The sequence below is a fragment of the Pseudomonas mandelii genome (assembly GCF_002251635.1).
Taxonomy (GTDB): domain Bacteria; phylum Pseudomonadota; class Gammaproteobacteria; order Pseudomonadales; family Pseudomonadaceae; genus Aquipseudomonas; species Aquipseudomonas mandelii_B.
This window is the reverse complement of record NZ_NMOJ01000014.1, coordinates 66,408-85,570: the sequence shown is the minus strand read 5'-3', so window position 1 is coordinate 85,570 and position 19,163 is coordinate 66,408. Positions and strand designations below refer to the sequence as shown.

Here is a 19,163-nt window from a genome sequence, read left to right as displayed (position 1 = left end):
ATACAGTGTTTGATATTTTTCCGAATCAATGGTCGACAGTTTTTCTGTCGGCTTTGTCAATAAGCTACTGAGCGACTGGTCAAATTTTTGCAGTGCCCGAACTTGCACATTCTGTTGTTCATTAATATCCGCCACGATATCTTCGCTGCGTTTGTAGTCTGCCCATAACGGACTCAGTGCTTTGGCGTCATGCCCCTGCGCAGTGCCGATGTAGTTGAAGTTCGAATCATAGAAGTTCGCACTCACATCCGCTTCGATATCCGAACTGCGCGACGTGATCAATTGGCTGCGGGAGTCGACAATGGCGACCACGTCGGGTTTCGCCGCCCTGAGGCTTTGCATGTCCGGGTATACCGTCACCGAGCCGAACTGACGTTGCAGCGATGCCTTGACCCAGTCCACTGCATGGTCGGGTCTGGAGGTGGCCACGTAGGCGTCGTGGATCGACTGTACCAGCAGGCTCTGGCCGAAACCGGTGCCGGCGTTGGCCTGATAGTGCTGAAGATAATCGCGGTTGGCCTGGGTGTTGCGGCTGTAGACGATTCCCAGCGAAACCTGGGGGCCGTTAGGAACGTGCGTGGCGTTGCTGCGTCCAACCGGTTCAGAGAAGAGCCCGTCCAGGGAAGACTTGGCCTTGGGCGCAGTAGGGACAGAGCAGCCCGCCAAGACAATGGTCATGGTTAATGTACTGACAAGTGCAAGTTTCATGGCATTACTCCAGTGAAACAACTTGAGTCGGAAAGTTGTACTGTCGGATGATCCGGCGTGAGTGTCAGACTAAACCTGTCACAGTGTCTTTAAATAGCCAAAAACTGCACTTCTTGGGTGGCCAATAGGTTAATTGGGTTTAAGCGATGTCCGGTAATTGCGCCGGGAAATAAAAAGGCCCGAAATGTTAATTCGGGCCTTTTTACTTATGGCTATCCCTTCAGCGATCAGTTTTCCAAGGGGATCAACACTTTCTCGTCGGGGGACAACACCATGAATACCAACAGTTTGGCAGGCTTGGTTGCGCTGGCATTTTTCGAGACCAAATGTTCCGAGCCGGCCGGTTCGTACCAATACTGCCCGGCCTTATATGTGATTGCTTTCTCACCCTTCACTTGAGAAATGATCGAGCCTGAAAGCACGTAGGCCATGGCGGTGCCTTCATGCTTATGGGCTATCGAGGATTGGCCGGGTTTGTAGTCGACCTCAATCATCATGGCTTTTTTGCCAGGCACGTTTTTCAGTGCTTCATCCTGCAAAACCGTGACCTTCTCCGAAGGGCCTTCGTGAGCAATGGCAGTCGCTGAAACGGTCAGGGCGAGGGCGGTCAGGGGAGCAGCAAGGAAACGCAAAGCTTTCATGGTTCTTCACCTGCGGTTGGTTAGTTGTCAGAAACAACATTAGTCCGCAGACGGGGCCAATCAAACAGCCAATATTCGCGAAGGTGAGGGGACCAATCCTACGCATGATTAATGCGAGGGGGCAAGCCCCCTCGCCACAAGGCAGCGGTTGTAGGGATTCAGCGAATCGGGAAGCTGTTGAAATCCACGGTTCTCGCCAGGTTTTCATCGATCAGGCCAATAAAGCCTTGTACTTCAGGGCAGTTGAAATGCGATTGCATGGCCGCTTCCGATTGCCAGCGGGCGCTGACGGTCCAGCGGTTGCTGTCCTCTGGGCAGCGGTCGACCATATAGGAATCACAGCCCGGTTGCTGACGCAGGGTGTCGACAATCTTTTGCAGTTGCTTACCCAGTTCTTCCGAGCGGCCGGCGGCGGCCTGCACCTGTACGGTATTGATCACTTCGTTGGACATTGCTCACACTCCTGAATCAGGCCGGACGAATCCTGCTCATTGAGGGATAACGCTTATGCAGGATAGGCCTGCACCTGTGGACCGCCAATAGCCAATCGCCGGATAAAGCCGCAGACCAATCGATCAGGCCACCTGCTGCAAAATGTCGCGCAAACGGTCCAGGGCGACGTCGATATCCAGGGTTTCGATGGCGCCAAAGCCCAGGAAAAGCCCGGCCCGTGGTGCTTGCTGGTAGAAAAAGCTGTCGATCGCGTAGAGCCCGACTTCGACCTTTTTCGCCAATTCGATCACCAATGGAATATCGATAGGCACTTTGCACATAACCACCATGTGGAACCCGGCCGTGGTGGGCACAGGTTCAAGCCAGGGTGACAGGTCGCCCGCTATGCGCGACAGGATCCGCTCGCGACGCCCGGCATAGATCGTGTGGCAGCGCCGGATGTGCTTGAGCAGGCAACCTTCGGCGATGAACTTGGCCAGCGCCCATTGGGGCAGGGTGGAGGTGTGCAGGTCGGTGAGTTGCTTGGCGCGGATGACGGCTTCAAGAATTGCCGGCGGCAACACCGCATAACCGAGGCGCAGTTCCGGCAGCATGGTTTTTGAAAAGGTCCCGACGTAGGCGACAATGCCGCGTTCATCCATGCTTTGCAGTGAATCGGTCGGGCGGCCTTCGTAGCGAAATTCGCTGTCGTAATCGTCCTCGATGATGATCGCGCCCAGCTCGTAAGCCCGTTCCAGCAGCGCAACCCGGCGTGCCTGGCTCATCGGCATGCCCAGCGGAAACTGGTGGGACGGCGTGACGTAAATCAGCCGGGTGCCCAAGGGGATCTTGTCCACCTCAATCCCTTCGGCATCCACCGGCACCCCGATCACCGTGGCCCCGTGGGTGCCAAACAACAGGCGAGCCGGCGGATAGCCGGGGTCTTCCATGGCGACAATGCTGCCCGGGCGCGTCAGCACCCGGGAGATCAGGTCCAGCGCCTGTTGCGCACCGTTGCACACCACCACGTCTTCGTCCTGGCAATTGACCCCGCGGGAAAACGCGATGTGCCGGGCGATCGCATTGCGCAGTGCCGGCAGGCCTTCGGGCAGGCTGTAGAAACCTTTGGAACCGGCAATCTGGCGCAATGCGTGGGAGATGCAGCGCCGCCAATCGTCCTGTGGGAACTGGCCTTTGCTGGTCGCGCCACCGATGAAGTCGTAGCGTAACGAACCCTCAAGGGTAGGGTGGCGCAAAAACACCGGCAGATTGCGCCAGGACTCGATCACCTCAAAGCTCGCCAGCTGCGAATGGCTTTGCTTGGGGACGGCTTTGGCTGTCCGGGCGTTGACGAAAGTGCCTTTGCCGATCACCCCGGTGAGGAAGTTCTCATAGGTCAGTTGCGCGTAGGTGTCGGAAATGGTCTTGCGCGAAATGCCCAGCTGTTCGGCCAGCAAGCGACTGGGTGGCAGTTGCGTCCCGGCTGCCAGGCGGCCGGATTCAATGGCGCTGCGCAGTTGGTTATACAACTGGCCTGCCAGGTCCTTGCGGCCGTTGATGACAACATGAAGTTCCATACCGGCGAGGCTCCTGGAGCGATTGAGGCGCGTGTGCGTCGCGCCAGATTACCCGCACGAGCCGCCGTGCAGAAGTTGCGTGGGCGAAAAACCCAGGATTGGTCTGCCGCCGAATGGTCCACGGCTTTTTCGCCGAATTGGACCTGTAACGCCGATGCGTCAGCGCCTACCTTGGGGGTCTCTATTTGATCCAAGAGGGTCACCCCATGAGCTCCCGCCTGGATTACTACAGTGCGTCGCCCAAAGCGATGAAGGCGATGATCGCTATGGAAGCCTTGACCAGCAACCTGAGCATCGAGCCCGCCTTGCTGCATTTGATCAAGATCCGCGCCTCGCAACTCAATGGCTGCGCCTTCTGCACCGACATGCATTCAGTGGACGCGCGGCGTCTGGGCGAGACGGATCGGCGCTTGTATTCGATTGTGGTGTGGCGCGACAGCGGCTTCTTCAACCCTCGCGAACGCGCGGCGTTGGCCTGGACCGAGGCGGTGACCCTGCTCTCTGAAAACCATGTGCCGGACGACGTCTACGCGCAGGCGCGTGAGCAGTTCAACGAAAGCGAAATGGTCGACTTGACCATCGCGGTCACCACCATCAACAGCTGGAATCGCCTGGCGGTGAGTTTTCGGCAAAGCCCCAGCAGCTGAATCGATTTTCCGCTCGGGGTGTCACGTCAGGTTCATAAACGCTGCGCAGGATGAGGTTTTCAAGGATAGATCGACAAGGAGTCATTGATATCATACATGGAATCCACCCGCGCTGCCGGGATTGACCCGGTGCTGGCGCAGTCTTTCCGGGTCAGTGCCCGTTGCGGTTGTTTCATGCAGGCGGCCCGCAGCCTCAATATCAAATCAACGCAATTGCGCAAACACCTGGCGCAGCTTGAAACGCAATTGCAGTGTTCGCTGTTCAGTCACCAGGACAACGGCCTGGCCTTGAGCCGTGAAGGGTTGCAGCTTCAGGCCCAGTTGATCGCCCTGGCTCATGAGCACGATGTGCCGGTGATCGAACAACCATTGATTCGACTGGCCGTGGCCGAGTCGATTCTGCATGACATCCTGGGACGTGATCTGGTCGCGCTGTTGCGACGCAACGCCAGCGTGCGCCTCGACATCATCACGCTGGACAGCGAACTGTCCCTGCAAGCGATCAGTGCTGACGTGGTGCTGTGGCTGGCCGGTATCGACTCACCGCTGCCAGGCCCGAGTTTCCCGGTCAGCGAGCCGCAGCGTCTGGCGCGACTGGACTATCTGCCGCACATCGCCAAACGGTATTCACGGGTGGCGGCCCGCCCCGACAGCCTTGATGACCTGGCTGACTTCATGTTGGTGCAATGGCAGCCGGATCGTCAGGTCGAGAGTTTTCGGCCATGGAACGGCGTGGTCGACCAGCGCCTGGCCGGCGTGGTGCATTTGCACTCTTATGAGCTGATGCTGGAGATGATCCGTTGCAGCGCCTGCATTGGTTTGCTGCCCACTTACATGAGTCGGTTTGACCGCGGCCTGATCGGGTTATCGGGGGTGTTCGACCAGCCGATGCAGCGCCAGGTGTGGATGGCGGTCAATACCGAGTCCACAGGGCGGGCAGAAGTGCAAATGATCGTCGACCTGATCCACAACACCTTCAACGAGCGGCGTGAGTGGTTCGAAGCCTGAGCGCATAAACCTGTGGGAGCGAGCTTGCTCGCGATGGCGGCCTAACATTCAACATCCTGAGTGACTGACCCACCGATATCGCGAGCAAGCTCGCTCCCACAGGGTTTGTCGCGCAGAGGGTTATGGTCACATCGCGAGAAGGCATTGTAGAGTGGGCGGCCATGTCTGCATCAAGGATGAGTCACCCATGCCCGCTACCGATTCTGTCATCACCCTCGAACGCTTCAGCGAATCCCACATCGAGGGCGTCACCGCACTCTACAACGACCCGGCGATCACCCGTCAGGTCCTGCAAATGCCGTTTCAATCCACCGAGATCTGGCGCCAACGCCTGGCGTCGGATAACGAGCGGCTGGTGAAACTGGTGGCGCTGCATCAGGGCGCGGTCATCGGCAACATTGGCCTGGAGCAGTTTTCGCGGATCCGCCGCAGCCATGCCGGCAATCTCGGCATGGCGGTCGCGGTGGATTGGCAGGGCAAAGGCGTGGGCTCAAAACTGCTGGCGGCGGCGCTGGACGTCGCCGACAACTGGATGAACCTGCAACGGGTCGAGCTCTCGGTGTACGCCGACAACGAAGCAGCCATCGGGCTCTACCGCAAGTTCGGTTTCGAGACCGAAGGCCTGTTCCGCGACTACGCCGTGCGTGACGGCCGGCTGGTCGACACGTTGAGCATGGCGCGTCTGCGTCGCACGCCCAGGTCCGACTGACTCAGTCACCCAACGCGAACGCCACCGCCGCCTGCGCATGCAGTTCGGTGGTGTCGAGCAAGGGCAGGGCGCTGTGCTCGGGTTTGATCAGCAGGCCGATTTCCGTGCANCCGAGGATGATCGCCTGGGCGCCACGCCGGGTCATCGACTCGATGACCTGCTGATACACCTTGCGCGACGCCTCGTTGATCACCCCGACACACAACTCCTCATAGATGATCCGGTGCACGGCCTGGCGTTCGTCCGCGTCGGGCACCAGCACGGTCAAGCCCTGGGCGGCCAGGCGATCCTTGAGAAAGTCCTGTTCCATGGTGAACGCAGTTCCGAGCAAACCGACCTTCAGCGCTCCGGTCTCCACGGCTGCCTGGGCGGTCGGGTCGGCGATGTGCAAAAACGGAATATTGATCGCGCCCTGAATCTGCCCGGCCACCTTGTGCATGGTGTTGGTACACAGCACCACGCACTCGGCACCGCCGGCCTGCAGCCGCTGCGCCGCGTCCACCAGAATCGCCGCCGCGTCGTCCCAACGCCCGGCATGCTGGGCCTGTTCGACAGGGCCGAAGTCGACGCTGTACATCAGCAATTTCGCCGAACGCAACGGCCCGAGCCGGTCGCGAACCNGTTGGTTGATGANGCGGTAATACTCGGCGCTGGACTCCCAGCTCATGCCGCCGATAAGGCCGATGGTGCGCATGCGACTCTCCGATTTCTTCAAGTGGGGAGAGTGTCCATCGATTTGGGCAGATGATGCCAGTGTATTGAGTGGTTTATGCCTCGTTTTCCCTGAAGCTTCTGCGTCAGAGACAGGCGAGTGATCAAGGGCCCCGTGCGGCGTACAGCGCGCGTGATGCGGCGCAGTCGCAAACGCTTGGGGTCACGCTGGAGCGTCAGCAGGGTGTGCACGCCATAGATTCCGACCGTCGGGTGGATTTCGATACCTTGCCCGGCGTCTTGGCGTATACGCCGATCGGCGTCGAGGTGTTCTCCGAGTCCGTCACCGGTGGTGAATACCTGCTGATGCGCCTGGACGAACCGTTTGCCGATGAACAGTTACCCTGTGTCACCCACCGTGTGCAGTCTTCAGGCAATCGACGTGCGCTGACCCTGGCACGAGCGGTGCGGCGTCTGTTGCTCGCGCCGCAGCCCGATCTACTGGCGTTTGAGCAGTGTGCGCTGGGGCTCGTTGGCTTGACCCGGCAGAAAATCGACACCACACAGCGGATCACGTCCATGTCCTTCGTCCGGGTGCTGGAGCAGATCGCCGAGCAGTTCCACCAGCCTCTGACGCTTGCGCAACTGGCCGACACTTACGGGCAGAATCCGCTGCGTTTCCTGCGCGATTTCACCCAGGCCATGGGCCTGACGCCCCATGCTTATCTGGTGGAAGTTCGCCTTCAAGCGGCACGCCGCATCATCAAACACCAACAGGCGGGTATCAGCTACTGTCAGATCTGACAGGTAAACGGCAATAAAACGATGAAAATGCAGCCGCTCGTCGTTTTCACTCATCGTTAAAGGGTGCCCATACAGCAGCTTTGTCGTACACCGGTGGCCGGCATCTGCCATGATCGGCTTCCGCAGCACCGCTTCAACCAAAGGAACACCGCAATGGACGACGTACAGCAACTGGGCGAGATGCTTCGCCACTACGCAGAAAGCGAAGCGCACAAGAAGCAAGTGTTTGAGTCGCAATCGGCCGTGTGGGCGACGCGTATCGGTGAATTGTTCGACCAGATCCAGCAATGGCTGGAGCCGGTCCAGGTGCCGAATCTGCTGGAGGTGAGTCGCGAGGTGTATGTCGCTTCAGGGCCGAGCGTTCCGGTCGAGACGTCGACGTTCAAGACCGAGAAATTGAGCATTGTCATTGCCGGCAAACCGGTGGAGTTCGTGCCGGATGTGATGGGCGCCGGTGGTCAGATTTCGTTGGCGGTGATGGGGTTGACGGCTGCGCGGTATGGCAGCATTTCGCTGGTGTGCCTGCCGCCGTCGACCAACTGGCAATGGCGCAAGACCAATGGGTTGAAGGACCCGGATACGTTTGCCTTCGATGCGAACTTCCTGGCGCAGCAGTTGCAGAGCCTTATTCCCCGCGAACGCGGTTGATTCTCTGACCTTACACATATCCCTGTGGGAGCGAGCAGGCTCGCTCCCACATTTGGATTAGTGGTGTGTNACCTTACACATATCCCTGTGGGAGCGAGCAGGCTCGCTCCCACATTTGGATTAGTGGTGTGTCAGATTTCCAGGTTGCCCCATCCGGGTTTAGCGTCTTCCGGCGCCACCGCCTTCACAGTCTTCCCCGTCGCCAATTCCACCCGCCGCGCCACCTCAGGGTCATCGGCAAACGGAATCAGGCTCGCGTCCTCCAGGCTCTCGGCCGTCTGGTGTTTCAGGCAATACTCGATCGCCAGCCAAAACCCCACGACCCCAAACAGATTCAACACTATCTCGGTCATCTCACACCTCACGCAATCTGCGCTTCACGTTCGGCCATCGCCACGTCCGAAACCCGCACTGTGCGCCACGTGTTGTAGGCCATCAGCAGCATCCCGCTAAGGAAGAAAACCCCGCCGGCGAAGCGCACCACGAATCCCGGATGGCTGGCCTGCAAGGCCTCGACGAACGAGTAGGTCAGGGTGCCGTCGTCGTTGATCGCACGCCACATCAACCCTTGGGTGATGCCGTTGACCCACATCGAGGCGATGTACAACACCGTGCCGATGGTCGCGAGCCAGAAGTGCAGGTTGATCAGCGGCGTGCTGAACATCTGCTCACGACCGAAGACTTTCGGGACCATGTGGTAGATGGCGCCAAACGTGATCATCGCCACCCAACCGAGGGCACCGGCGTGGACGTGGCCGATGGTCCAGTCGGTGTAGTGGGAGAGGGCGTTGACCGTTTTGATGGCCATCATCGGCCCTTCGAACGTCGACATCCCGTAGAACGCCAGCGACAGCACTAAAAAGCGCAGGATCGGGTCGGTGCGCAACTTATGCCAGGCGCCCGANAGGGTCATCATGCCGTTGATCATGCCGCCCCAGCTCGGTGCCAGCAGTACCAGCGACATCACCATGCCCAGCGACTGTGCCCAGTCCGGCAACGCGGTGTAGTGCAAATGGTGCGGGCCGGCCCAGATGTACAGGGTGATCAGCGCCCAGAAATGCACAATCGACAACCGGTACGAGTACACCGGCCGCCCGACCTGTTTCGGTACGAAGTAATACATCATCCCGAGGAACCCGGTGGTCAAGAAAAAGCCCACGGCGTTGTGCCCGTACCACCACTGCACCATGGCGTCGGTGGCCCCGGAATAGACCGGATAGGACTTGAACCAATCCACCGGAATCGACAGGTGATTGACCACGTGCAGCATCGCGATCACGACGATGAACGCGCCGAAGAACCAGTTGCCGACGTAGATGTGTTTGGTCTTGCGTTGCACCACGGTGGTGAAGAACACGATGGCGTAAGCGACCCAGACCACCGTCATCCACACCGCGCCGGAGAATTCGATTTCGGCGTATTCCTTAGTGGTGGTGTAGCCCAGCGGCAAGGTGATCAGCATCACCACGATCACCGATTGCCAGCCCCAGAAGGTGAACGCCGCCAGTTTGTCGGAGTACAGCCGCACCTGACACGTGCGCTGTACCGCGTAGTAACTGGCGGCGAATTGCGCGCTGCCGGCAAAGCCGAAAATCACCAGGCTGGTGTGCAGCGGGCGCAAGCGGCCGAAGGTGGTCCACGGCAGGTCGAGGTTCATCTCGGGCCACACCAGTTGCGAGGCGATCCACACCCCCATCGCCATCCCTACGACGCCCCATACGATGGTTGCCACGACGAATTGGCGGACGACCTTGTAGTTGTAGGCCTGTCCGATTGCTGCTGTGCTCATGGTCAATGCTTCCACGGTTGCAAAGTCTTGCCAGGCCACCCGGACTGGCATGTCGTCCACTGTAGAAACCCTGCCGGAAACAAAACAGACTCAGAAAAACCGAGTTTATGCGGATCAGATACGAGGCCAGCCTGCGGTGATCTGACGCACGCTGATACGGTTTTTTAGCATTCAGGTGAATCTGTAACCCGCTGCGCCGCAGGTTCATAGTCACTGCCACAAGCACCGCCACCCCTGTAGCAGAGCGTGCGATCCACCCTGATGAGGTAGCCACATGTATCAGTACGACGACTATGACCGGGCCCTGGTCTTCGAGCGGGTTGCGCAGTTTCGCGATCAGGTCGAGCGTTTCATGACGGGCGAGTTGAGCGAGGAAGAGTTCCTGCCGTTGCGTCTGCAGAACGGCCTGTACATGCAAAAGCACGCCTACATGCTGCGCGTGGCGATTCCTTACGGCACCCTGAGCGCCACGCAAATGCGCACGCTGGCGAGCATCGCCCGGGACTACGATCGCGGGTATGGCCACTTCACCACCCGGCAGAACATGCAGTTCAACTGGATCGAACTGGCGCAGGTGCCGGACATTCTCGAACGGCTTGCCCAGGTCGAAATGCACGCGATCCAGACCTCCGGCAACTGCGTGCGCAACATCACCACTGAAGCCTTTGCCGGGGTCGCGGCAGACGAGCTGATGGACCCAAGACCGCTGGCCGAGATCCTGCGCCAGTGGTCGACCATCAACCCGGAGTTCCTGTACCTGCCGCGCAAGTTCAAGATCGCCATCTGCTCGGCGGAGCAGGACCGCGCCGCGATCATGATGCATGACATCGGCCTTTATCTTTATCGCGATGACAGTGGGCAGATGCTGCTGCGGGTCATTGTCGGTGGCGGGTTGGGGCGCACGCCGATCCTTGGGTTGCAGATCCGCGAAGGATTGCCCTGGCAGCATTTGCTGTCCTACGTCGAGGCGGTGCTACGGGTCTACAACCGCCACGGCCGACGCGACAACAAGTACAAGGCGCGGATCAAGATTCTGGTCAAGGCCTTGGGCATCGAAGCCTTCGCCAGGGAAGTGGAGGAAGAATGGCAGTACCTCAAGGACGGTCCGGCGCAATTGACCGACGTCGAATATGAGCGGGTCGCCAGTGCCTTCGTGGCTCCCGATTACCGTTCACTGTCCGACACGGACCTGAATTTCGGCACGCGCCTGGCCGAGAGCCCGGCTTTCGCACGCTGGGTCATGCGTAACGTTCAGCCCCACAAGGTCGCGGGTTACACCAGCGTGGTGCTGTCGACCAAACCGGGCTTCGACTCACCACCGGGGGACGTGACGACCGAGCAAATGTTGGCCGTGGCCGAGTGGTCCGAACAGTTCGGTTTCGGTGAGATTCGCATCGCCCACGAACAGAACATCGTGCTGCCGGACGTGCCCAAGGCTGATCTCTACACCCTGTGGTGCCTGGCCTGCGAGCAGGGCCTGGGCTGCGCCAACATCGGTTTGTTGACGGACATCATCGCGTGCCCCGGCGGCGATTTCTGCGCGTTGGCCAACGCCAAATCCATCCCGATTGCCCAGGCGATCCAGGCACGTTTCGAGGACCTGGATTACCTCCACGACCTGGGCGACATCAGCCTGAACATCTCCGGCTGCATGAACGCCTGCGGTCACCACCACATCGGCAACATCGGCATTCTGGGCGTCGATAAAAACGGCAGCGAGTGGTACCAGATCACCCTCGGCGGCAGCCAGGGCAAGAACAGCGCCTTGGGCAAGGTCATCGGCCCTTCCTTCAGCGCTGCCGAAGTGCCTGGGGTGATCGAGCGGATCATCGCCACGTTCGTCGACTACCGCGAGAGCGAAGAACTGTTTGTCGACACCTTGCAGCGCATCGGTCTTGAGCCGTTCAAGGAACAGGTTTACCCGAAGGTGCTGGAGGTCTCGGCATGAACAATTTGCTGCGACTGGAGGAGGGTGGGGCGCGGATTGTGACTGACGATCCGTGGGTGCTGGTCAGGGACGTAGAGGGTGAATTGCCGGACGGTTCGGTGATTCTGCCGTTGAGTCGCTGGCTTCAAGCGCCCGCACAGCATGCGGTCTGGCTGGGGCCGGATGATGAAGTGGAAAGTCTCAAGCCGTGGTTTGACGCATTGCCGCTGATTGCCCTGGACTTCCCGAGCTTTCGCGACGGTCGCGGTTACAGCCAGGCGTACCTGCTGCGTACTCGGTTGGGCTGGACGGGGGAATTGCGCGCGGTTGGTGATGTGCTGCGCGATCAGCTCAGCCATATGCGCCAATGTGGGTTCGATAGTTTCGCGGTGCGCGAAGACAAATCCGCCGAGGATGCGCTGAAGGGACTGGCCGGGATGAGCGTTCTCTATGGGCGTTCAGTGATTGAACCGCGGCCGTTATTCAGGAGGCGTTGAGAGTTTCGCTTGGGTCGATGATGGCATTTTGATAAAGTCCGCGCATTCTCAAAAAGGAGTCGGGTATGCGCAGGATTTTCGCGGTCGGGTTGGTGACGTTGATGTTATGATTTCGCCAGCGGCCTGACTCCGCAGCAGATCGAGCGCCTGCAGGCGCTGCAAGACAAATACGCCGCTAACTAATCAACGACATAACCGAGGACCCGCGCCAGCGGGCTTTCGGCTGCATGGAAGAAGTCGGGAAAGGAGTCGAGTTGTGGGTGTGGGCAAGAAGGTTTTGGGGCTGATTGCGCTGTTACTGATGTTGGCGCTGTGGGCCAGTTATTTTTATGTGTTCAAGGAAAACCGTGACGGCCAGTTGGGTGGAGCCTTCGACAGTACGGCCTGGTGCGGCACGCCACCGGCCAGCGACGCCGCGCTGCTGGGCAAGGATCAACTGACGCTGCGCATCACCAACTCGGTGCGCGGCGAGTTCATGCTCAGTGGTGCCGTGGTGGTGTCCGAGCGCACCTTCAACCGCTACGACCTGGGCCGCAACGAACTGCGCCTTCGTCTGGAACCCTTGCAGTGGTCGTTCGGCGTCACGCCGATTTTCCTTGAGCAGGTCAAGGTCCAGCCGCTGAGCCGCAACCTCGCGTCGGCCAACAAAAGCGCCTACGCAGAACTCGAGCCAAGGCCCATCGGGGTGCAGGGCCGGGCCACGGATTTTCCCTTCGATACCTACCGTTATGGCTACAAACCGGTGCTGTATTACCTCAAGGGCAACGAGCGCATCGACCTGAGGTTCAAAAACATCACCACGCTGATGGAGATGTCGAACACCTTCACCCCGATCCAGAAGTACAACCGCGTCGACTACATCAACGAACGCAACTCGATGGTCCGCGATGAAGACTACAAGGCTTATGGCGCCCACGAGTGCGCGTTCAGCGTCGAGCGCAAAGGCTCGTTCAAGGTAATCGTGCTGCTCTTGTTGCTGGTGATGTGCCTGCCGCTGCTGCATGTGTTCTATCGCGATGAACCGGGGATCGATTTTCTCGCCACGCTGGTGAGTATCGGCGCTATACGGGTGTTGCTGGTGGGGCCGATGAAAGACTTCCAGCTGTACACCATCGACTTCCTGTTCGCCGGGGTGATTATCCTGGTGGGCACGGTGTCGCTGATCAAGGCGATGCGGGCGAACAGCCGGCGGGAGTTGGCGTTGAAGAGTGGTTCTTCGTGGTAAGTCTGATCTGAAACCGAGTTGACGCCATCGCGGGCAAGCCAAGCTCCCACAGGTTTTGCGCAATCCTGTGGGAGCGTGGCTTGCCCGAGAAGGGGCCGTTGGATCAGACCCCAATCATTTCAACGCCGGATCAGCCATGTTCATGGCCTTCCAGCCTTGCAACAGCACCTGCGCCTTCGGTTCCTGCCCGTTATCCAGGTAATACTGGATCAGCGATAACCGCGCATTGCGGTTGGCCGGCTGCACTTTCAACAACCGCTCCAGCTCTGCACAGGCCTCATCGACCTTACCGCTGTCGTGCAACGCCACGGCCAGCACGTAGCCGTATTGGGCGTTCTGCGGTTCCAGTTGCGCGGCTTTGCGCAAGGCGGGCATGGCTTGGGCTGATTGGCCCGCACGCACCAGCGCCAAGCCCTGGGTGTGTTGCAGCAGGGCGGCGTCCGGGTGTTCTTTGAGGCTTTGTGCCAACAGCGTCTGCGCTTCCTGGCCGCGTCCATTGGCTTCCAGCCATTGCACCAGCGTCACCAGCGCCGGGTAGAAATCCGGATCACGCTTGAGGGCGGTGCGCAGCAGCGATTCGACTTCGTCGTTGCGCCCGCTGGCCTGGTAGAGCATCGCCAGGTTCAGGTTGGCCTCGGCGCGTTCGGCCAGGCTTTTTTGCACCGCTTCGTATTCGGCAATGGCCGCGTTCCAGTTGGCCTGGGCGCTGCCCAATCCGTTGCGCGCGACGCTCAGCAGGTCCCGGGCCGCGACGATCCGCACCGCCTTGACCGGATCGCCCAGCAACGGCGTCAGCAGCGGCGCACGCTCCGGTGGCGGCAGGAACGCGCTGATGGCCCGTACTGCGCTTTCACGCACCTGCGGTGCCGGGTTGCTCAAGTCCTTGGTCGCGAGTTTCAACGCCTGTTCGCTCGGGTACAGCGGTAATTCTGCGATCAAGGTCGCACGCTGAATCGCCGGCAGGTTGCTGCGCTGCAACTGCTCGTACAAGGCTTGCGCGGCGCCGGGTTGACCGTTGCGAATCAGCCACAGGCTTTCGTCGTAACGTGGCGCCTGCGCCGTGGTGGTGGTGTTCCAGAGCTTGAATTGCTCGGTGACCTTGTCGCCGGCCTTGCCCTGGTGACAGGTCAGGCAGGCGTCCGGCGTGCCGAGTTTTTTCGCCCGCTCCGGGTTGGGAATGCTGAAGCTGTGGTCATGCCGGAAGTCGTTGCCCATGTAGAACTTGCCGGGCATGTGGCAATCCACGCATTGGGAGCCAGGCTGGCCCGGGGTGTGGCGGGTGTGCTCGATGGAATCGTAGTTTTTGGCTTGCAAACCCTTGCCGTCGACGCCCGTCACTGAAGTCTTGCCGGCGGTGGTGTGGCATTGCAGGCACACGCCGTTGCCCGGTGCCTTGAGTTCGGTGCTGTGAGGGTTGTGGCAGTTGCTGCAACGCACGCCCTTGTCGAACATTTTGCTTTGGGCAAAGGAGCCGTGCTCGAACACTTCATCCTTGATCTTGCCGTCCAGCGCATACAACTCGCGGGTCAGGGTGCTCGGCAGGTAGTCGTCCATCAAGCGCTTGCCAACGGTGTAGCCGTCGTCCAGTGGTGCGCGGCGCGAATGGCAGCGGGCACAGGTTTCGATTTCGACCGTGGCGTCCTTGTCCTTGAGGTCGACCGCAAAGCCGGCGTGGATCAGATCGCCTTTTTTTGCTGTCCATTCCAGGTGGTTAGACGCAGGCCCGTGGCACGCCTGACAGCCGACTCCGAGGCTGTTCCACTGACTGTCGAAGGTGTTTTTGGCCGCGTCGAAATTGCGCTTGTAGCCGGTGGTGTGACACTCGACGCACATGAAATTGGCGTTCTGGCTCGGCTTGCTCCAGTGCAGCGGGTTCTTGAAATTCACGCCCTGGCCCGGATAGAGGTGGAACCAGCGGTTTTTCTCGGTATCCCAGGCCACGCCCAGCGCTTGCAAGCGACCTTCACCCACCTCGATCAGGTATTGCTGCAACGGCGCGATGCCGAAGGTGTAGGCCACTTTGAAGTCGGCGTTCTTGCCATCAATGCCGGGCGTGTTGACCCAGAAACCGTCGTCCTTGCGCGAAAACCAGGTGGTTTCGTTTTGCGCCTTGAACGTGACGTTATTGAAGTCGCCCAGCATCGTCTCGGCATTGGCTTCCTGCATCGCCAATTGGTGATGGGAGCCTTGCCAATCCTTCATCTGCTCGCTGTGACAGCCCTGGCACTGTTGCTCATCAACCATCTTCGTCGGTGTCACGACGACGGTTTGCGGTTTGGCCGGCTGAACGGCTGGCGTACTGACGGGCACGGTTTTGATCGGCGCTGGCGTGCTGCTCAGCAGAAACCAGCCGATCGCCGCCACGGCCACCAGCAATACGCCGATGGTGACGGGAAACAGGTAGCGGTTAATCAGGGTCGGTGGCGAATCAGGGCTTGCCTGTGCTGCTTTATTTTTAGAGTTCGGCATGGCGACTTCCGTAGTCCAGTTGCGTTTGCCGTCAGGCGCGCATTCAAGCTAGGTGCAGCTTTGCCGGATGCTCTGCGTCTGTCAAATGGTGCGGTGGGAAACCTTATGAAGTGATCCCGATTGCACGGCCGGGCAGGCGCCGCANNGAGCAAACTCCTTCAGCATTGGCTATACATAGGGCTCGTTGTTTCAATGATGGTCGCCAGGGAGTTCAATGATGAAACTAAGGCTAATGGTCAGTGCGCTGTGCGTCGCTACTATCGCAGTGTCCGGGTGTGCCTCAAAGACGCCCCAGCCGGACGAGTATTCCGGTTTTCTCTCGGACTACAGCCAACTTAAAGAGGCCAAGTCGCCATCGGGCGCCGAGGTGATGCGCTGGGTCGATCCCAACCTGGACCTCAAGCGCTACACCGCGGTGTACATCGAACCCACCCAGTTCTATCCCAAACCCCAGGCCACCGCCAAAATTCCGGCCAGCACCCTGAACGGTATCAACAGTTACTACACCGCAGCGCTCAAGCGCGAGCTGAGCAAGTCAATGCAGGTGGCCAATGCCCCCGGCCCGTGCGTGATCGTGCTGCGCGCAGCCATTACCGCCGTGAGCAGCAAGACCGAAAGCCTCAAGCCTTACGAGTACATTCCCGTTGCGCTGGTGGCCGCGGCGGTCAGCACGGCCAGCGGTATTCGTGATCAGGAGACCGATCTGGCCACCGAAGCGGTGTTCCTCGATGGCGGCAATAACCATGTGTTAGCCCAGGTCGTGCGCAAGGGCACCGGCAAGCCGCTGGAAAACGAGTCTCAGGTGATGAAGGCCGATGACGTGAAGGGCGTGATTGATGGTTGGGCGTCGGATTTGCATCAGTCTTTTCTAAAGCTTAAGTCCAAGTGATGCGTTGACGGTTGATGGTCGCTTCGCGGGCAAGCCTCGCTCCTACGGTATTGAGTCGTTAGTCAACTTTATGAACGACCTGATCCTGTAGGAGCGAGGCTTGCCCGCGAAGGCGGCCTCAAGAACAACACATCACTCAAAACTCAGCACGCGCCAGCCGGTTGTAATGGCTGATCACCGAATCATATCCACGCGTCACCGCATAAAAATCATCACTCAACCGCTGTGGTTCAGCCTTGTTCTTCCAGTCCTTGTGCAGCGCATTCAAGGCATCCAGATACTTCTGTGTCGGCCTGGCGATGTGCGACCAGAGATAACTGGGTGCTTCGTTACGGTTTTGCGTTTCCTGCATATGGCGTTGGCCGAACTGCTGCAGGAAATCCCAGGCCAATTGCAGTTCAGCGATGGCTTTAGCCAGTGCCTGCGGCGTCAGGCTTCGATTGTTCACGCCCTCCGTTACAAGGTTCAGCGTGTCCTTGGCCTGGATCATGTAGGCCAGCAAATACCAGTGAATGTCCTTGCCCAGGCGCGTTTCGATCAGTTTGAGTTGCTCGCGCCGCTGTTCAAGGTCCAGCGCTTCAACCTGCTGCCTCAGTACCGTTGACGCCGTGAGGTAGTCCTCGGCCCTGGGTCTGAATTGATCGGCAAAGGCGGGCTGCACCTCACTGATGGCGGTCGAAAAACGCGCCTGTCGGTAAAAGGTGATTTGCTGCGTAAAGGGCATCACTTGCTGTAATGCCTGTGCGTAGGCATCGGCTTTCAACGCCAGTGTTGGGTCGTAGTCCAGCAACTTGAGTTTTTCGCTGATTTTCGGCGAACAGATATCCCTTTGAATGGCGGGTGCATCACGGGCACCGTTGTCGTCGAAATCATGCTGGTTGGTGATCCAGTCTCGCACCGGTTCCGCAGGTTGCTTCGGCGATTTGTACAGTGCGTAGGCCACCCGCCAATGCACGTCGACCCGGTTGATGCAATCGATCATCGGGCTCAGGGCATTGGCCTGTGCGGTGAGCGGAGCGTCGTGTTGATCCAGCCACAAATCGATGCGGGCGACGAATGTCGAAGAGCCGGCCAGCCCCATCAGGATCAGCATCACAAGGGTCGCCACCGGGAATAGCCATTTCGGGTTCATGGCTGTTTCTCCTGGCCGTACCACTGCTCAACAGTGGCCGGCACGTTGCATTCGCTGGCGGTGGCCGGCATCCGGCTGCACAAGCGTTCGGTCCACTGTTGCAGGCCCTGGTTGCGGTTGACCGTACTTTGGCTTGAGATCACTTTGAACACGCCGAGTACTAAAACCAGTACCAAAATGCCCGCGCCCATCAGGCTGCGCTTGAGCAAGGGGCTGGCGTGTTGCCAGGAAACGTGCGGTTTGACCTTCCGTCGGCGTATAAGGCCGACACCCAGCAACGTGCTGACATACACGGCGCTGGCAAGCGGACCGTAGACATAGCCGAGCCCGGCCGCCATGGCCGCGCAAGGCATCAAGTCGCGCAGTATGCCAAGTGGCGGCGGATTGAACCCGGGCAACAGGCGGGCGCTGATTCGATCGTCCAACAGCCAGAACCGATGGGCGAGTTGATGCATTAGCCAGTTGAGTACCCAACCGCCCACGGCGTAAATCACCGACCAGAACACCGCGACACTGATCAAGGCTCCCAGCCGGGCGCCGTCGGGCGCGTATTGAACAAAAGTACCGACCAGACAGGCCAGGACAATACCCAGGTACATCGGCCAACTGTCATACGCATGTTCCCAGTCACGCCAGAAGAACGGCGTGCCGCCGGGCAGGTCTGCGCAGATGTCCGGGTGGTTGGCGTACAACGCAGAGCTGAGCTTGCGACAGTGCACCCAATCGTCTTCGCGCAAGCGTCGGGCCAGGGCGCGGCGCTGACTGAATGGGCCCGGCGCCAGCAGCAAGTGGGCGGCGCGATGCTCCGGGGTGGCAGCGGGTTCTGCGGCGAGACGCCGTTGCCCGGCCAGGAATATCGGTGCCTCACGACGCTCGGCCAAGCGCTTGCGCTGCTGCGCCAGCTCTACGATCAGCTCTTCGTCCAGTTCCAGGCGCTGCCAGAGACCGAACCAGTGAAAGGTTTGCATCGCCCATTCGAGCAGTGTTTCGGACGTCTCGAAGTGGTCGACGCAATGCCTCAGTACCGCATCTTCCATGACATCGGCCGCGCCATGCTCGAGGGCGGCGGCATACCGTTGTTCGAGCTCGACACGGCTGACACCGTCCAGCGAACGGGTGACCCGTTGCAGCGTGTCGACTTCCACCACCGACAGCCCGCTCAGGTCCCACGGGGCATCGTCCCCCGCGTCATCCTCGCGCAATTGCTCCCATTCCTTGATGCTCAGCGCGTGCTCATACGCCTCACGCAGGCGCTGAAAGCCCTCGGGGTCTTCATCCGGGCGCGTCTGTTTGAGCAGGATGGCGTATTGGCGTTTGATACTGCGTGTATCGGCATCGGCCGGGAGGCCAAGGATGGTCCAGCAACTCATTGCGTGTGCAACTCCATGAAAACCCGCGACGCGTCCACTA

The 19,163-nt window shown here is 59.6% G+C and carries 18 protein-coding genes and 1 pseudogene; 9 read left to right on the top strand and 10 right to left on the bottom strand.

Translation table 11 applies throughout. From position 1 onward, the window contains the following. From B7L09_RS02775 to pdxR, 4 genes are all read right to left on the bottom strand, one after another. Nucleotides 1-708: ATPase (locus tag B7L09_RS02775; protein WP_094467625.1), on the bottom strand; the 708-nt coding region annotated here is incomplete at its 3' end. A gap of 227 nt (nucleotides 709-935) precedes the next feature. Beyond that, nucleotides 936-1,349: a cupin domain-containing protein gene (locus B7L09_RS02770; RefSeq protein WP_094467624.1), complete on the bottom strand. Its 414-nt coding sequence runs from the start codon at nucleotides 1,347-1,349 to the stop codon at nucleotides 936-938. A gap of 158 nt (nucleotides 1,350-1,507) precedes the next feature. Beyond that, nucleotides 1,508-1,801 (bottom strand): putative quinol monooxygenase, encoded by a 294-nt coding sequence (locus B7L09_RS02765; RefSeq protein ID WP_094467623.1) that lies wholly within the window; start codon nucleotides 1,799-1,801, stop codon nucleotides 1,508-1,510. Between the two features lie 123 nt (nucleotides 1,802-1,924). Beyond that, nucleotides 1,925-3,358 (bottom strand): MocR-like pyridoxine biosynthesis transcription factor PdxR, encoded by a 1,434-nt coding sequence (gene pdxR / locus B7L09_RS02760; RefSeq protein ID WP_094467622.1) that lies wholly within the window; start codon nucleotides 3,356-3,358, stop codon nucleotides 1,925-1,927. A gap of 206 nt (nucleotides 3,359-3,564) precedes the next feature. Between pdxR and B7L09_RS02755 the strand changes: the two genes are divergently transcribed. The 3 genes from B7L09_RS02755 (at nucleotide 3,565) to B7L09_RS02745 (ending at nucleotide 5,722) form a co-directional block, all read left to right on the top strand. Beyond that, the gene (locus B7L09_RS02755; protein WP_094467621.1) at nucleotides 3,565-4,005 is read left to right on the top strand and encodes a carboxymuconolactone decarboxylase family protein; all 441 of its coding nucleotides are present in this window, start codon (nucleotides 3,565-3,567) and stop codon (nucleotides 4,003-4,005) included. Nucleotides 4,006-4,101: 96 nt separating this feature from the next. Then, on the top strand, nucleotides 4,102-5,013 hold the full coding sequence (locus B7L09_RS02750) for a LysR family transcriptional regulator (RefSeq protein ID WP_255141664.1): 912 nt from the start codon (nucleotides 4,102-4,104) through the stop codon (nucleotides 5,011-5,013). A gap of 187 nt (nucleotides 5,014-5,200) precedes the next feature. Continuing rightward, nucleotides 5,201-5,722 carry a GNAT family N-acetyltransferase gene (locus B7L09_RS02745; RefSeq protein ID WP_094467620.1) on the top strand — a complete coding sequence of 174 codons (522 nt, stop codon included), beginning with the start codon at nucleotides 5,201-5,203 and terminating at the stop codon, nucleotides 5,720-5,722. 1 nt (nucleotide 5,723) lies between these two features. On the opposite strand, the gene B7L09_RS02740 is transcribed toward B7L09_RS02745, so the two are convergent. Further along, entirely contained in the window at nucleotides 5,724-6,416 is a 693-nt protein-coding gene (locus B7L09_RS02740; RefSeq protein ID WP_094467619.1) for an aspartate/glutamate racemase family protein, read from the bottom strand. 89 nt (nucleotides 6,417-6,505) lie between these two features. Between B7L09_RS02740 and B7L09_RS02735 the strand changes: the two are divergent. After that, nucleotides 6,506-7,141: pseudogene (locus B7L09_RS02735) on the top strand (helix-turn-helix domain-containing protein); the annotation flags it as partial. A 189-nt stretch (nucleotides 7,142-7,330) separates the two neighbouring features. Further along, nucleotides 7,331-7,825, top strand: coding sequence for a hypothetical protein (locus B7L09_RS02730; RefSeq protein ID WP_094467618.1), 495 nt, complete (start codon nucleotides 7,331-7,333; stop codon nucleotides 7,823-7,825). 131 nt (nucleotides 7,826-7,956) lie between these two features. Here B7L09_RS02730 and B7L09_RS02725 read toward each other — a convergent pair whose 3' ends face one another. After that, nucleotides 7,957-8,178 (bottom strand): CcoQ/FixQ family Cbb3-type cytochrome c oxidase assembly chaperone, encoded by a 222-nt coding sequence (locus tag B7L09_RS02725; protein WP_094467617.1) that lies wholly within the window; start codon nucleotides 8,176-8,178, stop codon nucleotides 7,957-7,959. Between the two features lie 8 nt (nucleotides 8,179-8,186). After that, on the bottom strand, nucleotides 8,187-9,614 hold the full coding sequence (ccoN, locus tag B7L09_RS02720) for a cytochrome-c oxidase, cbb3-type subunit I (protein ID WP_094467626.1): 1,428 nt from the start codon (nucleotides 9,612-9,614) through the stop codon (nucleotides 8,187-8,189). 274 nt (nucleotides 9,615-9,888) lie between these two features. Here ccoN and B7L09_RS02710 point away from each other — a divergent pair, with 274 nt between their 5' ends. The 3 genes from B7L09_RS02710 (at nucleotide 9,889) to B7L09_RS02700 (ending at nucleotide 13,263) form a co-directional block, all read left to right on the top strand. Then, nucleotides 9,889-11,562: a nitrite reductase NirA gene (locus B7L09_RS02710; RefSeq protein WP_094467616.1), complete on the top strand. Its 1,674-nt coding sequence runs from the start codon at nucleotides 9,889-9,891 to the stop codon at nucleotides 11,560-11,562. Next, nucleotides 11,559-12,038 (top strand): DUF934 domain-containing protein, encoded by a 480-nt coding sequence (locus tag B7L09_RS02705; RefSeq protein WP_094467615.1) that lies wholly within the window; start codon nucleotides 11,559-11,561, stop codon nucleotides 12,036-12,038. Before B7L09_RS02710 ends, B7L09_RS02705 begins: the two co-directional genes overlap by 4 nt. 256 nt (nucleotides 12,039-12,294) lie before the next feature. Continuing rightward, nucleotides 12,295-13,263: a hypothetical protein gene (locus tag B7L09_RS02700; protein ID WP_094467614.1), complete on the top strand. Its 969-nt coding sequence runs from the start codon at nucleotides 12,295-12,297 to the stop codon at nucleotides 13,261-13,263. Between the two features lie 114 nt (nucleotides 13,264-13,377). Here the strand turns inward: B7L09_RS02700 and B7L09_RS02695 are convergent, their stop codons facing one another. Further along, nucleotides 13,378-15,732, bottom strand: coding sequence for a tetratricopeptide repeat protein (locus B7L09_RS02695; RefSeq protein WP_094467613.1), 2,355 nt, complete (start codon nucleotides 15,730-15,732; stop codon nucleotides 13,378-13,380). Nucleotides 15,733-15,949: 217 nt separating this feature from the next. On the opposite strand from B7L09_RS02695, the gene B7L09_RS02690 reads away from it, so the two are divergent. Further along, nucleotides 15,950-16,621 (top strand): DUF3313 domain-containing protein, encoded by a 672-nt coding sequence (locus tag B7L09_RS02690; RefSeq protein WP_094467612.1) that lies wholly within the window; start codon nucleotides 15,950-15,952, stop codon nucleotides 16,619-16,621. A 136-nt stretch (nucleotides 16,622-16,757) separates the two neighbouring features. On the opposite strand, the gene B7L09_RS02685 is transcribed toward B7L09_RS02690, so the two are convergent. Together B7L09_RS02685 and B7L09_RS02680 are read right to left on the bottom strand one after the other, a co-directional pair. Continuing rightward, on the bottom strand, nucleotides 16,758-17,753 hold the full coding sequence (locus B7L09_RS02685; RefSeq protein WP_010459903.1) for a DUF3829 domain-containing protein: 996 nt from the start codon (nucleotides 17,751-17,753) through the stop codon (nucleotides 16,758-16,760). After that, a complete protein-coding gene (locus tag B7L09_RS02680; protein WP_094467611.1) occupies nucleotides 17,750-19,123 on the bottom strand; it encodes a J domain-containing protein in 1,374 nt (457 codons plus the stop codon). Before B7L09_RS02680 ends, B7L09_RS02685 begins: the two co-directional genes overlap by 4 nt. Nucleotides 19,124-19,163: the final 40 nt, after the last annotated feature.

Excerpts from the sequence above, each read along its gene's own strand:
- B7L09_RS02695 (WP_094467613.1), bottom strand. The coding sequence starts at position 15,732 with ATGCCGAACTCTAAAAATAAAGCAGCACAGGCAAGCCCTGATTCGCCA.
- B7L09_RS02685 (WP_010459903.1), bottom strand. The coding sequence starts at position 17,753 with ATGAACCCGAAATGGCTATTCCCGGTGGCGACCCTTGTGATGCTGATC.
- B7L09_RS02745 (WP_094467620.1), top strand. The coding sequence starts at position 5,201 with ATGCCCGCTACCGATTCTGTCATCACCCTCGAACGCTTCAGCGAATCC.
- B7L09_RS02680 (WP_094467611.1), bottom strand. The coding sequence starts at position 19,123 with ATGAGTTGCTGGACCATCCTTGGCCTCCCGGCCGATGCCGATACACGC.
- B7L09_RS02705 (WP_094467615.1), top strand. The coding sequence starts at position 11,559 with ATGAACAATTTGCTGCGACTGGAGGAGGGTGGGGCGCGGATTGTGACT.
- B7L09_RS02730 (WP_094467618.1), top strand. The coding sequence starts at position 7,331 with ATGGACGACGTACAGCAACTGGGCGAGATGCTTCGCCACTACGCAGAA.
- B7L09_RS02725 (WP_094467617.1), bottom strand. The coding sequence starts at position 8,178 with ATGACCGAGATAGTGTTGAATCTGTTTGGGGTCGTGGGGTTTTGGCTG.
- B7L09_RS02765 (WP_094467623.1), bottom strand. The coding sequence starts at position 1,801 with ATGTCCAACGAAGTGATCAATACCGTACAGGTGCAGGCCGCCGCCGGC.
- B7L09_RS02750 (WP_255141664.1), top strand. The coding sequence starts at position 4,102 with ATGGAATCCACCCGCGCTGCCGGGATTGACCCGGTGCTGGCGCAGTCT.
- B7L09_RS02690 (WP_094467612.1), top strand. The coding sequence starts at position 15,950 with ATGAAACTAAGGCTAATGGTCAGTGCGCTGTGCGTCGCTACTATCGCA.
- B7L09_RS02770 (WP_094467624.1), bottom strand. The coding sequence starts at position 1,349 with ATGAAAGCTTTGCGTTTCCTTGCTGCTCCCCTGACCGCCCTCGCCCTG.
- B7L09_RS02710 (WP_094467616.1), top strand. The coding sequence starts at position 9,889 with ATGTATCAGTACGACGACTATGACCGGGCCCTGGTCTTCGAGCGGGTT.
- B7L09_RS02755 (WP_094467621.1), top strand. The coding sequence starts at position 3,565 with ATGAGCTCCCGCCTGGATTACTACAGTGCGTCGCCCAAAGCGATGAAG.
- pdxR (WP_094467622.1), bottom strand. The coding sequence starts at position 3,358 with ATGGAACTTCATGTTGTCATCAACGGCCGCAAGGACCTGGCAGGCCAG.